We start from the raw sequence: 12,353 nt of genomic DNA, 5'->3' as shown, positions 1-12,353 counted from the left end.
TGGTTCACCAACAGGTTGCAGATTCTTGGACATCATCGACACCGCCTCGGCCGAATCCGCTGCCGAAGGCTGCACGCGCATCGCCCTGGGTGTGGAATACAAGGGCGCCCGCTACCGCGGCTGGCAACGTCAGGCCAGCGGCGTGCCCAGCGTTCAGCAAGCGTTGGAACAGGCACTTTCCAAAGTGGCCAACGAACCCATTTCAGTCGTCTGTGCTGGGCGTACCGATGCCGGCGTGCATGGCTGTGGGCAGGTCGTGCATTTCGACACCCGAGCGGTGCGTGATGAACGTGCCTGGACCATGGGCACCAATTTCAACTTGCCCCATGACATCAGCGTCGTGTGGTCCAGGCCCATGCCTGCCGATTTTCATGCGCGGTTCAAGGCTTGTGCCAGGCGCTATCGCTACGTGATCTACAACGACCCGATTCGGCCTGCTCACCTGGCCGAGGAGGTGACCTGGAATCATCGCCCGCTCGACGTCGAGCGCATGGCCCAGGCTGCCTCAAGTTTGCTTGGCACCCATGATTTCAGCGCGTTCCGCGCTAGCCAGTGTCAGGCCAAGTCGCCGATCAAGCACATTTACCACCTGCGGGTGACGCGTCACGGGCAGATGATCGTGCTGGATGTCCGGGCTACCGCCTTCCTGCATCACATGGTGCGCAACATTGCTGGCGTGCTGATGGCTATCGGCGCGGGGGAACGGCCGGTTGAGTGGGCGCGCCAGGTGCTGGAGGGACGGGACCGCCGCGAAGGTGGCGTCACGGCCCACCCCTACGGGCTTTACCTGGTCCAGGTGGAGTACCCGGAGGCGTTTGCGCTGCCTGATCGTTACATTGGCCCACACTTTCTGACGGGCTACGATGCATTGGCGGACTGACGCACGAAGCGCCATTTGCTAAGATTCCGCCTTTGACCGCGCAAACAGGTGGCTGTCCATGAGCATCGTTCGCAGTAAAATCTGCGGGATCACCCGCATCGAAGACGCTCTGGCAGCTGCCGAGGCCGGCGCCGATGCCATCGGGCTGGTCTTCTATGCCAAGAGCCCGCGTGCCGTGAGCGTACAGCAGGCGCGTGCCATCATTGCCGAGCTGCCGCCCTTCGTGACCACGGTCGGGTTGTTCGTCAATGCCACGCGTTGCGAGCTGAGCGAAATACTCGAAGCGGTGCCCCTGGATCTTTTGCAGTTCCATGGTGATGAAACCCCGCACGATTGCGCAGGCCATCACCGGCCGTGGATCAAGGCACTGCGCGTACGTCCGGATGACGACCTGAAACTTGCGTGCCGGCAATATGCTGGCGCATCCGGTATCTTGCTGGACACCTTCGTGCCGGGTGTGCCTGGGGGCACGGGCGAAGCGTTCGACTGGTCACTGGTGCCTGCCGACCTGGGCAAGCCGATCATCCTGGCCGGTGGCCTGTCGGCGGACAACGTCGGGCAGGCGATCGCCCAGGTGCGCCCGTACGCGGTCGATGTCAGCGGCGGGGTCGAGCAAGCCAAGGGCATCAAGGATGCGGCCAGAATAGAAGCATTCGTACGCGCGGTGAAACAGGCTTGAGCAGATGTGACGGCAGGCAGCGTGCCATCGTCCATAGCTATCTCAGCCCGTGGGCCGGCTGGCCCCGCGTGGGGCGGTCAACCGAATTGTTCAGGGTGGCGCGGCAGGGGTACTGAACCCGGGTCGCCGTTTCACCCACGTTTTAAGCATTTGAGCTCAAAAGGGCAGGGCAGGCCGGCTACGCTGGTCCCCTCCCGCCGATACTGGAGAAAGAAAGCATGAGCAACTGGTTAGTCGACAAACTGATCCCTTCCATCATGCGTTCCGAGGTGAAGAAGAGCTCGGTACCTGAAGGCCTGTGGCACAAATGCCCGTCCTGTGAGGCCGTGCTGTACCGTCCGGAGCTGGAAAAGACCCTGGACGTATGCCCCAAGTGCAACCACCACATGCGCATCGGCGCACGTGCTCGCATCGATATCTTCCTGGATGCCGAGGGCCGTGCCGAGCTGGGTGCCGACCTGGAGCCGGTCGACCGGTTGAAGTTCCGCGACAGCAAGAAGTACAAGGACCGCCTGACCGGCGCGCAGAAACAGACCGGTGAAAAGGACGCCCTGATCTCCATGAGCGGCACCCTGATGGGCATGCCGATCGTGGTCAGTGCATTCGAATTCTCCTTCATGGGCGGTTCCATGGGTGCCATCGTCGGCGAGCGCTTCGTGCGCGCAGCCAACTATGCCCTGGAGCATCGCTGCCCAATGGTGTGTTTCTCGGCTTCCGGCGGTGCCCGCATGCAGGAAGCGCTGATCTCGCTGATGCAGATGGCCAAGACCTCTGCCGTGCTGGCGCGTCTGCGTGAAGAAGGCATCCCGTTCATCTCGGTACTGACCGACCCGGTCTACGGTGGCGTGTCCGCCAGCCTGGCGATGCTGGGCGATGTCATCGTTGGCGAACCCAAGGCCCTGATCGGCTTTGCCGGCCCGCGCGTCATCGAGCAGACCGTACGCGAGAAGCTGCCTGAAGGCTTCCAGCGCAGCGAATTCCTGCTGGAGCACGGTGCCATCGACCTGATCATCTCTCGTGGCGACCTGCGTCCACGGCTGGCGCGCCTGCTGGCCCAGATGACCGGCCAGCAGACACCGGTCGAAGCCCTCGAGGCGGCTGCGGTCGCGTGATGACCCAACGGACCCTTGGCGAGTGGCTCGCCTATCTTGAGCAGTTGCACCCCTCGGCCATCGACATGGGGCTGGAGCGTTCGCAGGCGGTGCTGGCGCGCCTGGCGCTGGGCAAGCTTGCGCCGCGTGTGGTGACGGTAACGGGCACCAACGGCAAGGGCTCGACCTGCGCGTTCCTCGCTTCGCTGCTGCGTGCCCAGGGGTTGAGGGTCGGCGTGTACAGCTCGCCGCACCTGCTGCGCTACAACGAGCGGGTGATCATCGATGGCGTTGAAGCCAGCGATGCGCAATTGTGCGAGGCGTTCGCAGCGGTCGAAGCGGCGCGCGGCGCAATCTCCCTGACCTATTTCGAGATGGGTACCCTGGCGGCGTTCTGGCTGTTCGAGCGTTCGCAGCTCGACGCGGTGGTGCTGGAAGTCGGGCTGGGAGGGCGGCTGGACACGGTGAATGTCGTGGACGCCGACATCGCGCTGGTGACCAGCATCGGGGTCGACCACATCGATTACCTGGGCGATACCCGCGAGCAGGTGGCCTTCGAGAAGGCCGGTATCTTCCGTGCCGGCAAGCCTGCGCTCTGTGGCGACCTCGATCCACCCCAGCCGCTCCTGGACAAGGCCAGCGAACTGGCGGCCCCGCTGCGGTTGCGGGGTCGCGACTTCGACCTTCAGGTGGCCGAGCATGGCTGGAGCTGGTACGGGACGTCCGGCGAAGGTGAAAAAGTCACCTTGATGGACCTGCCCCTGCTGGACCTGCCCATGGAAAACGCAGCCTTGGCCCTGCAAGCCTACCTGCTGAGCGGCCTGCCCTGGAGCCCTGCGCAGCTGAGCCAGGCATTGGTCCAGACGCGCATAACGGGTCGTCTCGACCGGCGCGTGATCCACTGGCGTGGCGTCGCGGTGGAGCTGCTGCTGGATGTGGGGCATAACCCACATGCAGCGCAGTACCTGGCCCGGCGTCTGGCATCCCGACCACTGATCGGTCGGCGTCTGGCCGTGTTCGGCTTGCTTTGCGACAAGGACCTCGAGGGTGTGATTGCGTCCTTGCATCCCTTGGTCGATGAGTGGGCCGTTGCGCCGCTTGCCACCCCGCGTACCCGGCCCGCCGCGCAATTGGCAGAGGCCCTGACGAACCTCGGCGCCACGGTGAAGTCTTATGCCAGCGTCGACGCTGCCCTGGAGGGGCAGTGCGCGAACGCCACGGCAGATGATCAGATCCTGCTGTTCGGTTCGTTTTTCTGTGTCGCTCAGGCGCTGGAATGGTTGCAGCGGCATCCCCAGGAGGGTGGGATAGATGGCAGTGCTGGATAAAGGAATGAAGCAGCGCATGATCGGTGCGCTGGTGCTGGTGGCGCTGGCGGTGATTTTCCTGCCGATGCTGTTTTCGCGGCAGGATGAAATGCGTGAGGTGCATGTCGATGCCCCAAAAGCGCCTGCTGCACCGTCGCTGCCTGAAGTAAAGGTCGACCCTGTTGCCGTGCCAGAACCCCAGGCCTTGCCGGAGCAAGCGGACCCGTCGCCGGTGGTGGTAGACGAGTCGTCCGCGCCTGCGCGTGCGCCCAGCCAACCCATCACGCCGTCGCCGCAGACACAGCAGGCCCAGCCTGCTCCGGCGGCCGTGGCCAAGGCCGAGCCCAAGGCGCCGGCCGCTTCTGCGCCAGCTGCGACGTCGACCAAAGCTGCCGCGTCGTCCAAACTCGACGCCAACGGCCTGCCGGTCAGTTGGTCGATCCAGTTGGCGAGCCTGTCCAACCGGGCAGGCGCCGAGAAGCTTCAGCAGACCTTGCGTAGCCAAGGCTACAACGCCTATATCCGTGCGGCCGGTGGCATGAACCGGGTGTATGTCGGCCCGCTTATCGAGCGTGCCGACGCCGAGCGCACCCGCGATGCCATCAACCGCCAGAACAGCCTCAAGGGCTTTGTCGTGCGCTTCCAGCCGGAACGCAGCTGAAGGCGAGGGGCGGCATCGCCGTCCCGTGCCAGGCAGCGAGCCTGCGGGCGGTGCCCAGCAGGCTTGCTGTGCTGGCTGGATCATCCACTGACATTCCGCTTACCCAAGCACTCGTCGCTCTGGTAAAATCCGCCGCCTCAACGATCTGCAGGCAGCACCGTGGCATTTACCCTGGTTGATTGGGCGATCATCGCGATCATCGCCGTCTCCACACTGATCAGTCTCAAACGCGGCTTCGTCAAGGAAGCCCTGTCCTTGCTCATCTGGATCATTGCCGGTGCGGTGGCGTGGATGTTCGGTGGCTCGCTTTCGGTGTACCTGGCAAGCTATATCCAGACGCCCTCCATGCGCGTGATCGCAGGCTGCGGTATCTTGTTCGTCGCCACCTTGCTGGTGGGGGCGATGCTCAACTTTCTCATCGGCGAACTGATTCGTGTCACCGGCCTGTCGGGCACCGATCGTTTTCTGGGCATGGTCTTCGGCGCCGCCAGGGGCGGCCTGCTGGTGGTCGTGGCACTCGGGCTGCTGAGCCTGGGGCCGGTTCAACAAGACACGTGGTGGCAGGAGTCTCGCCTGATACCTCGGTTTCTACTGGTAGCCGACTGGTCCAAAAACCTGGTTGTGGGCTTCACCAGCCAATGGATGTCCGGCGGAGCGATCAGTACACCGTCTGATCTTCCGTTCAAGGAGCAGCTGCTCGGGCCGACCCGGCCTTGAGCGCTATTCACTCAAGTTTCATCAAAGTAGGGGTTGCGTCGCATGTGTGGCATCGTCGGTATCGTCGGTAAGTCGAACGTCAATCAGGCGCTGTATGACGCGCTTACGGTCCTCCAGCACCGCGGCCAGGACGCTGCCGGTATCGTGACCAGCCATGACGGCCGGTTGTTCCTGCGCAAGGATAATGGCCTGGTGCGCGATGTGTTCCAGCAGCGCCACATGCAACGCCTGGTGGGCAGCATCGGCATCGGCCATGTGCGCTACCCGACGGCGGGCAGCTCGACCTCCGCCGAGGCCCAGCCGTTCTACGTCAACTCGCCATACGGCATCACCCTGGCCCACAACGGCAACCTCACCAACGTCGAGCAGTTGGCCAAGGAGATCTACGAGTCGGACCTGCGTCACGTCAACACCAACTCCGATTCCGAAGTGCTGCTCAACGTATTCGCCCATGAGCTGGCCGTGCGCGGCAAGTTGCAGCCTACCGAAGAGGACGTGTTCGCCGCGGTCTCCCATGTACACAGCCGTTGCGTCGGCGGTTACGCTGTCGTTGCCATGATCACCGGCTACGGCATCGTCGGTTTCCGCGATCCCAACGGTATCCGCCCGGTCGTCTTCGGTCAGCGCCACACCGACGAAGGCGTGGAGTACATGATTGCTTCGGAAAGCGTTGCGCTCGACGTGCTCGGCTTCACCCTGATTCGCGACCTGGCGCCAGGCGAGGCGGTCTACATCACCGAAGAAGGTCAGCTGTACACCAAGCAGTGTGCCGAGGCGCCGAAACTGCAGCCCTGCATTTTCGAACACGTCTACCTGGCCCGCCCGGACTCGATCATGGACGGTGTCTCGGTGTACAAGGCGCGTCTGCGCATGGGCGAGAAGCTCGCCGACAAGATCCAGCGCGAACGCCCGGACCACGGCATCGACGTGGTCATCCCCATTCCGGACACCAGCCGCACGGCCGCGCTTGAGTTGGCCAACCACCTGGGAGTGAAATTCCGCGAAGGCTTCGTCAAGAACCGCTACATCGGCCGCACCTTCATCATGCCGGGCCAGGCTGCCCGCAAGAAGTCGGTCCGCCAGAAGCTCAATGCCATCGAGCTTGAGTTCCGCGGCAAGAACGTCATGCTGGTTGACGACTCCATCGTGCGCGGCACCACCTGCAAGCAGATCATCCAGATGGCGCGCGAGGCCGGCGCCAAGAATGTCTATTTCTGCTCCGCAGCCCCTGCAGTGCGCTACCCCAACGTCTACGGCATCGACATGCCGAGCGCTCACGAACTGATCGCCCACAACCGTACCACCGAGCAGGTGGCCGAGTTGATTGGCGCCGACTGGCTGGTCTACCAGGACCTGCCTGACCTGATCGATTCGGTCGGTGGCGGCAAGATCAAGATCGAGCACTTCGATTGCGCGGTATTCAACGGTGAGTACGTCACTGGCGATATCGACGAAGCCTACCTTGACCGCATCGAGCAGGCCCGCAATGACCTGGCCAAGGTCAAGACGCAGGCGGTCAGCGCAATCATCGACCTCTACAACAACTGATTTCAGGGAGCGATGGCATGACCGATCAATGGGATGCCGGGCGACTGGACAGCGACCTGGAGGGTGTCGGCTTCGACACCCTGGCAGTGCGCGCCGGTCAGTGCCGTTCACCGGAGGCCGAGCACAGCGAAGCGCTGTTCCTGACCTCCAGCTACGTGTTCCGTACAGCTGCCGATGCGGCTGCGCGTTTTGCCGGTGAAACCCCGGGCAATGTCTATTCGCGCTATACCAACCCGACCGTACGGGCATTCGAAGAGCGCCTGGCGGCGATGGAGGGTGCCGAGCAGGCCGTGGCCACCTCCACCGGCATGGCGTCGATTCTGGCCGTGGTCATGTCGCTGTGCAGTGCAGGCGATCACGTACTGGTCTCTCAGAGCGTGTTCGGGTCGACCATCAGCCTGTTCGAGAAGTATTTCAAGCGCTTCGGCTTGCAGGTGGACTACGTACCGTTGGTCGATCTTGCCGGCTGGGAGCAGGCCATACAGGCCAATACCAAGCTGCTGATCGTCGAGTCGCCGTCCAACCCACTGGCCGAATTGGTCGATATCGCTGCGCTCAGCGAAATCGCCCATGCCCGTGGGGCCATGCTGGTGGTCGACAACTGCTTCAGCACACCGGCCTTGCAGCAACCGCTCAAACTCGGTGCCGACATCGTCTTCCACTCCGCCACCAAGTTCATCGATGGCCAAGGCCGCTGCATGGGCGGTGCAGTGGCAGGCCGTGCCGAACAGATGAAGGAAGTGGTCGGTTTCCTGCGCACGGCAGGCCCGACGCTCAGCCCATTCAACGCGTGGGTATTCACCAAGGGCCTGGAGACGCTGCGTCTGCGTATGCGGGCTCACTGCGAGAGTGCTCAGGCACTGGCGCAATGGCTGGAACAGCAGGACGGTATTGAAAAAGTGCATTACGCCGGCCTACCAAGCCATCCGCAGCACGAATTGGCCAAGCGCCAGATGAGTGGCTTCGGCGCTGTGGTGAGCTTCGAAGTCAAGGGCGGCAAGGAAGGGGCCTGGCGCTTCATCGATGCTACACGGGTCGTTTCGATCACCACCAACCTGGGTGACAGCAAGACCACCATCGCTCATCCGGCCACCACCTCCCACGGCCGCCTGACGCCCCAGGAACGTGCGGCTGCCGGCATCCGCGACAGCCTGATTCGTGTGGCCGTGGGCTTGGAGGACGTGGCGGATCTGCAGGCCGACCTGGCGCGTGGACTGGCGGCATTGTGATCGAAATTGGTCTCAACACGCCCGGTCACAACGGCCGGGTCGCTTTGGTCACCGGTGCTGCGCGCGGTATCGGCCTTGGCATCGCCGCCTGGCTGATCTGCGAAGGTTGGCAGGTGGTGCTCAGTGACCTCGACCGCCAGCGGGGGGCGAAAGCGGCCAAGGCCCTGGGGGATAACGCCTGGTTCATCACCATGGATGTGGCAGATGAGTCCCAGGTCAGTGCCGGGGTGTCCGAGGTGCTCGGGCAATTCGGCAGGCTTGACGCGCTGGTGTGCAATGCTGCGATTGCCAACCCCCACAGCCAGACGCTTGAAAGCCTGAGCCTGGCTCAATGGAACCGCGTGCTGGCCGTCAATCTCAATGGCCCGATGCTGCTGGCCAAGCACTGTGCGCCTTACCTGCGCGCGCACAATGGCGCCATCGTCAACCTGACGTCCACGCGGGCGCGGCAGTCCGAGCCTGACACTGAAGCTTATGCCGCCAGCAAAGGGGGCCTTGTGGCACTCACCCATGCGCTGGCCATCAGCCTGGGCCCGGAGATTCGTGTCAACGCCGTGAGCCCGGGGTGGATCGATGCCCGGGATCCCTCTCAGCGCCGTGCCGAGCCGTTGAGCAATGCTGACCACGCCCAGCACCCTACCGGACGCGTGGGCACCGTCGAGGACGTTGCAGCGATGGTCGCCTGGCTGCTGTCCCGGCAAGCAGCGTTCGTGACCGGTCAGGAGTTCGTGGTCGACGGCGGCATGACCCGCAAGATGATTTACACCTGAAGGCCCTTTTGGACAGACCAGAAGAGGAGGGGACCGCAAGGTCCCTTTTTCGTGCCCGGGCTTGGCTGGGCACAAATCAAGGTGTGCTCGGCTTTGCACTGGGTTAGCGTTAGCCGCACCTGCGAGTTGGAAAAAAACTCAACAGGGCTATTGACTTAGCGTCGTCACCTGCGTAAATTTCGCGGCCTCAGCGAAGCAAACGCAACACGTTACATCGCGAGGGTGATTAGCTCAGCCGGGAGAGCATCTGCCTTACAAGCAGAGGGTCGGCGGTTCGATCCCGTCATCACCCACCACTTCCTGAGATGTTCCTGACGCTCAAGGCTTCGCAAGAAGCTAACAGCCAGAGAGGAATGCACTGCGCAGCGGTAGTTCAGTCGGTTAGAATACCGGCCTGTCACGCCGGGGGTCGCGGGTTCGAGTCCCGTCCGCTGCGCCATTTTGATTAACAGATGGGTGCTTGTCGCCGGTCTGAAGCCACAAGGTCCAGCACCTTGGGCTGACCCAGTTTCAATCGGGCGCAAGCCTGAACGATACGCAGCGGTAGTTCAGTCGGTTAGAATACCGGCCTGTCACGCCGGGGGTCGCGGGTTCGAGTCCCGTCCGCTGCGCCATCTTCGCTCCAAGGTCCCTAGAACACCTTGAGGCACCCATGAACGAATGGTCATTGCACCGTTTTTCATGCCTTCCCCCAGCTTATCTGGTGGGTAGACCCAAGTTTCAATCGGGCGTAAGCCTGAATGATACGCAGCGGTAGTTCAGTCGGTTAGAATACCGGCCTGTCACGCCGGGGGTCGCGGGTTCGAGTCCCGTCCGCTGCGCCATCTTCGCTCCAAGGGCCTTTGAACACCTTGGCGCTACGTGAAAGCGACCTTCGGGTCGCTTTTTGCGTTTTTGGCGTTTGCCGTATTTACCTTGCCGCCTGCATGAAACCTTGCGGGTACTTCACCGACCAGTGGTTCCTGTACCTGGCTGCTGTGTTGCACAATAGGCACCTTCTTGAAATACCCGGAACCCTCGATGACAAGATCTTCCGTTTCTGGTGCGCTCGTGCTGACCGCCCTGTTGGCCGTACTGAGCGGTTGTGCGTCCAAGAAACCTGCGGTGTACGAGCATGAGAACTTCGATGACTCAGGCACGTTCTCGCGCAGCTTTCCCGTAGGTGATGCCAACTCCTGCGAAGCGGCCCGCCGTGCGTTGCTCAGCCAAGGCTATATCATCACCAGCAGCGGCCCCAACCAGGTGGTCGGCAACAAGAGCTTCCAGCAGAACAGCGATAACCACCTGCAGATCAGCTTCAACGTCACGTGTGCCCCGGATGCGAGCGACGAACAGCACTCGACCATGTTCGCCAATGCCCTGCAGGACCGCTATGCCCTGAAAAAGTCCAATACATCGGCAAGCTTGGGCGTAGGGGTGCTGGGTTCGGTGTCGATGCCGATTGGCTCGAGCGATGACTCGATGGTGAAAGTCGCCAGTGAGACAGTCACGGCCGCGCAGTTTTACGACCGCTACTTCGCGTTGGTGGAAAGTTACCTGCCCAAGCCCAAGCCCAAGGCGCAATCGTTGAGCCAGCCCAAGGCCGAACAACCCGCGCCGAAGACCGAAAAGCCTGCGGTGGAACTGGGCTTGCCGGAGCAGGCTGCGGCCAGCCCGGCGCCGGTACCGGTCGAGGCTGCACCGGCTGCGCCAGACACGGCCCCCAAGGACGGTGCCTCACCCGCCGCGTTCGCGCCCGACCAGCAGACTGTCCAGGCACCTGCCAGTGGGGATCAACTGAGCTCGCAGCCCGTCGCGCCTCCCGCCGATGCAGCACCCATCGAGGTGCAGCAGGCTGAGCCGGTCACGCCAGCCCCGCAGGATCAAACGGCCCCTCAAGGCCAGCCCTCGACGCCATGAGTCTGCAGGGCCGGTGCCGCCACGATTCGGGCGTCGAGGCGGCCAGGCCCTAGCCAGGTTTGACAGACCGGTCGATCAGCGGCACGCCGCTGAGTTCTTGCAGCGCTTGGAACGTGATTTGCGCGCAAATCTCGACCACTTCGAGCCCCGCTGGTGTCACGTCCATTACCGCGAGGTCCGTGTAGATGCGGCTCACGCAACCAATGCCTGTCAGCGGGTAGGTGCATTTGCTCACCAGTTTGCTTTCGCCGGTTTTGGTCAGGTGGTCCATCATCACGAACACCTGTCGGGCGCCGGTGGCCAGGTCCATCGCACCGCCCACTGCCGGGATCGACCCCTCGGCGCCGGTGTGCCAGTTAGCCAGGTCGCCGTTTACGGAAACCTGGAAAGCGCCGAGCACGGCGATGTCCAGGTGCCCACCGCGCATCATCGAAAATGAATCGGCATGGTGGAAATAGGCGCCACCGGTCAGCAGCGTCACATGCTGCTTGCCAGCGTTGATCAAGTCATCGTCCTCCTCGCCTGGCGCAGGGCTTGGGCCCATGCCCAGTACACCATTTTCACTGTGCAGGAACACTTCCTTGTCGCCCAGGTAGTTGGCGACCAGGGTGGGTGCGCCGATACCCAGGTTGACGTAGGCACCTTCCTCGATGTCGGCTGCAACGCGCTGGGCCATTGCCTCACGCGAGCGTCGTTGGGTGATGGTCATGGACGGGCCTCAGAATGGGTGATTGGATGGGCGGCGTCCGGGACCGCCACCACGCGTTGCACGAAGATGCCCGGTGTGACGATATGCTCCGGGTCCAGCTCACCCAGCGCGACGATCTGGTCGACCTGGACGATTGCAGTCTTGGCAGCCATGGCCATGATCGGTCCGAAATTGCGGGCGGCCTTGCGGTAGATCAGGTTGCCCCAGCGATCACCCTTGTGCGCCTTGATCAAGGCGAAATCGGCATGCAACGGCATCTCCAGTACGTACTGGCGACCGTCGATCTCCCGCGTTTCCTTGCCTTCGGCGAGCAAGGTGCCATAGCCGGTGGGTGAAAAGAAGGCGCCGATGCCAGAGCCTGCCGCGCGAATGCGCTCGGCCAGGTTACCTTGCGGTACGACCTCCAGCTCGATCTTGCCAGCCCGGTACAAGGCGTCGAAAACATACGAGTCGGATTGGCGCGGGAACGAACAGATGATCTTGCGCACGCGTGCGGCCTTGAGCAATGCAGCGAGGCCGGTGTCGCCGTTGCCAGCATTGTTGCTGATGATGGTCAGGTCGCGTGCACCCGTGGCGATCAACCCGTCTATGAGCTCAGAGGGCATGCCAGCGGTACCGAAGCCGCCGACTAGCAGGGTCGAGCCATCGGTGATGCCCGCCACGGCGCTGGCAATGGTTGCATGGGTCTTGTCGATCAAGGCGTAGCTCCCGTCGATGCTTTTAAAAATGCCATCGTGCAGTGCACGATGCGCCCAGCACTGGCTGGCGCTTGATGGGGGATGAACGTGAGCTAGCTTGCCGCAAGCCGGGCCATGGGCGCAGTGGTCAAGGCAGTTTCTGGGCGATTACCGAACCATTGTTGC

The 12,353-nt window shown here is 62.8% G+C and carries 12 protein-coding genes and 4 tRNA genes; 14 read left to right on the top strand and 2 right to left on the bottom strand.

Annotated elements, in window-relative coordinates; all coding sequences use genetic code 11:
• The first annotated feature begins 25 nt into the window (after nucleotides 1-25).
• From truA to FS777_RS16245, 14 genes are all read left to right on the top strand, one after another.
• Entirely contained in the window at nucleotides 26-880 is an 855-nt protein-coding gene (gene truA, locus FS777_RS16310) for a tRNA pseudouridine(38-40) synthase TruA (protein ID WP_145256431.1), read from the top strand.
• Between the two features lie 58 nt (nucleotides 881-938).
• Nucleotides 939-1,559 carry a phosphoribosylanthranilate isomerase gene (locus tag FS777_RS16305; protein ID WP_145256428.1) on the top strand — a complete coding sequence of 207 codons (621 nt, stop codon included), beginning with the start codon at nucleotides 939-941 and terminating at the stop codon, nucleotides 1,557-1,559.
• Between the two features lie 218 nt (nucleotides 1,560-1,777).
• A complete protein-coding gene (gene accD, locus FS777_RS16300) occupies nucleotides 1,778-2,671 on the top strand; it encodes an acetyl-CoA carboxylase, carboxyltransferase subunit beta (protein WP_058605537.1) in 894 nt (297 codons plus the stop codon).
• Complete coding sequence (gene folC, locus FS777_RS16295) at nucleotides 2,671-3,978, top strand: bifunctional tetrahydrofolate synthase/dihydrofolate synthase (RefSeq protein WP_145256424.1); 1,308 nt, start codon at nucleotides 2,671-2,673, stop codon at nucleotides 3,976-3,978. The genes accD and folC overlap by 1 nt, the downstream gene beginning before the upstream one ends.
• Entirely contained in the window at nucleotides 3,962-4,618 is a 657-nt protein-coding gene (locus FS777_RS16290; RefSeq protein ID WP_058637672.1) for an SPOR domain-containing protein, read from the top strand. The genes folC and FS777_RS16290 overlap by 17 nt, the downstream gene beginning before the upstream one ends.
• Before the next feature lie 159 nt (nucleotides 4,619-4,777).
• On the top strand, nucleotides 4,778-5,335 hold the full coding sequence (locus FS777_RS16285; protein ID WP_145256421.1) for a CvpA family protein: 558 nt from the start codon (nucleotides 4,778-4,780) through the stop codon (nucleotides 5,333-5,335).
• Between the two features lie 42 nt (nucleotides 5,336-5,377).
• Nucleotides 5,378-6,883 (top strand): amidophosphoribosyltransferase, encoded by a 1,506-nt coding sequence (purF, locus tag FS777_RS16280; protein WP_058605533.1) that lies wholly within the window; start codon nucleotides 5,378-5,380, stop codon nucleotides 6,881-6,883.
• 17 nt (nucleotides 6,884-6,900) lie between these two features.
• The gene (locus tag FS777_RS16275) at nucleotides 6,901-8,112 is read left to right on the top strand and encodes an O-succinylhomoserine sulfhydrylase (RefSeq protein ID WP_027916499.1); all 1,212 of its coding nucleotides are present in this window, start codon (nucleotides 6,901-6,903) and stop codon (nucleotides 8,110-8,112) included.
• Nucleotides 8,109-8,882 (top strand): SDR family oxidoreductase, encoded by a 774-nt coding sequence (locus tag FS777_RS16270; protein ID WP_058605532.1) that lies wholly within the window; start codon nucleotides 8,109-8,111, stop codon nucleotides 8,880-8,882. Before FS777_RS16275 ends, FS777_RS16270 begins: the two co-directional genes overlap by 4 nt.
• A gap of 220 nt (nucleotides 8,883-9,102) precedes the next feature.
• A tRNA-Val gene (locus tag FS777_RS16265) sits at nucleotides 9,103-9,178 on the top strand.
• A gap of 66 nt (nucleotides 9,179-9,244) precedes the next feature.
• A tRNA-Asp gene (locus FS777_RS16260) sits at nucleotides 9,245-9,321 on the top strand.
• A gap of 98 nt (nucleotides 9,322-9,419) precedes the next feature.
• Nucleotides 9,420-9,496: transfer RNA gene (locus FS777_RS16255), tRNA-Asp, on the top strand.
• A gap of 133 nt (nucleotides 9,497-9,629) precedes the next feature.
• Nucleotides 9,630-9,706 (top strand) — tRNA-Asp (locus FS777_RS16250).
• A 196-nt stretch (nucleotides 9,707-9,902) separates the two neighbouring features.
• Nucleotides 9,903-10,781, top strand: coding sequence for a DUF2242 domain-containing protein (locus FS777_RS16245; RefSeq protein ID WP_145256417.1), 879 nt, complete (start codon nucleotides 9,903-9,905; stop codon nucleotides 10,779-10,781).
• Between the two features lie 49 nt (nucleotides 10,782-10,830).
• Here FS777_RS16245 and FS777_RS16240 read toward each other — a convergent pair whose 3' ends face one another.
• Nucleotides 10,831-11,490, bottom strand: a complete 660-nt coding sequence (locus tag FS777_RS16240) for a 3-oxoacid CoA-transferase subunit B (RefSeq protein ID WP_058637669.1) — start codon at nucleotides 11,488-11,490, stop codon at nucleotides 10,831-10,833.
• Entirely contained in the window at nucleotides 11,487-12,188 is a 702-nt protein-coding gene (locus FS777_RS16235) for a 3-oxoacid CoA-transferase subunit A (RefSeq protein ID WP_058637668.1), read from the bottom strand. Before FS777_RS16235 ends, FS777_RS16240 begins: the two co-directional genes overlap by 4 nt.
• Between the last annotated feature and the right edge of the window lie 165 nt (nucleotides 12,189-12,353).

Origin of the sequence: Pseudomonas sp. DE0157, assembly GCF_007678615.1 — a bacterium.
Classification (GTDB): domain Bacteria; phylum Pseudomonadota; class Gammaproteobacteria; order Pseudomonadales; family Pseudomonadaceae; genus Aquipseudomonas; species Aquipseudomonas parafulva_B.
The sequence above is the reverse complement of the archived record's forward strand: the minus strand, read 5'-3'. Positions and strand labels throughout refer to the sequence as shown.

What these genes read in the sequence shown, in the direction of transcription:
- FS777_RS16305 (WP_145256428.1), top strand. Translation starts at nt 939, where the DNA reads ATGAGCATCGTTCGCAGTAAAATCTGCGGGATCACCCGCATCGAAGAC.
- FS777_RS16240 (WP_058637669.1), bottom strand. Translation starts at nt 11,490, where the DNA reads ATGACCATCACCCAACGACGCTCGCGTGAGGCAATGGCCCAGCGCGTT.
- accD (WP_058605537.1), top strand. Translation starts at nt 1,778, where the DNA reads ATGAGCAACTGGTTAGTCGACAAACTGATCCCTTCCATCATGCGTTCC.
- FS777_RS16275 (WP_027916499.1), top strand. Translation starts at nt 6,901, where the DNA reads ATGACCGATCAATGGGATGCCGGGCGACTGGACAGCGACCTGGAGGGT.
- purF (WP_058605533.1), top strand. Translation starts at nt 5,378, where the DNA reads ATGTGTGGCATCGTCGGTATCGTCGGTAAGTCGAACGTCAATCAGGCG.
- folC (WP_145256424.1), top strand. Translation starts at nt 2,671, where the DNA reads ATGACCCAACGGACCCTTGGCGAGTGGCTCGCCTATCTTGAGCAGTTG.
- FS777_RS16245 (WP_145256417.1), top strand. Translation starts at nt 9,903, where the DNA reads ATGACAAGATCTTCCGTTTCTGGTGCGCTCGTGCTGACCGCCCTGTTG.
- FS777_RS16290 (WP_058637672.1), top strand. Translation starts at nt 3,962, where the DNA reads ATGGCAGTGCTGGATAAAGGAATGAAGCAGCGCATGATCGGTGCGCTG.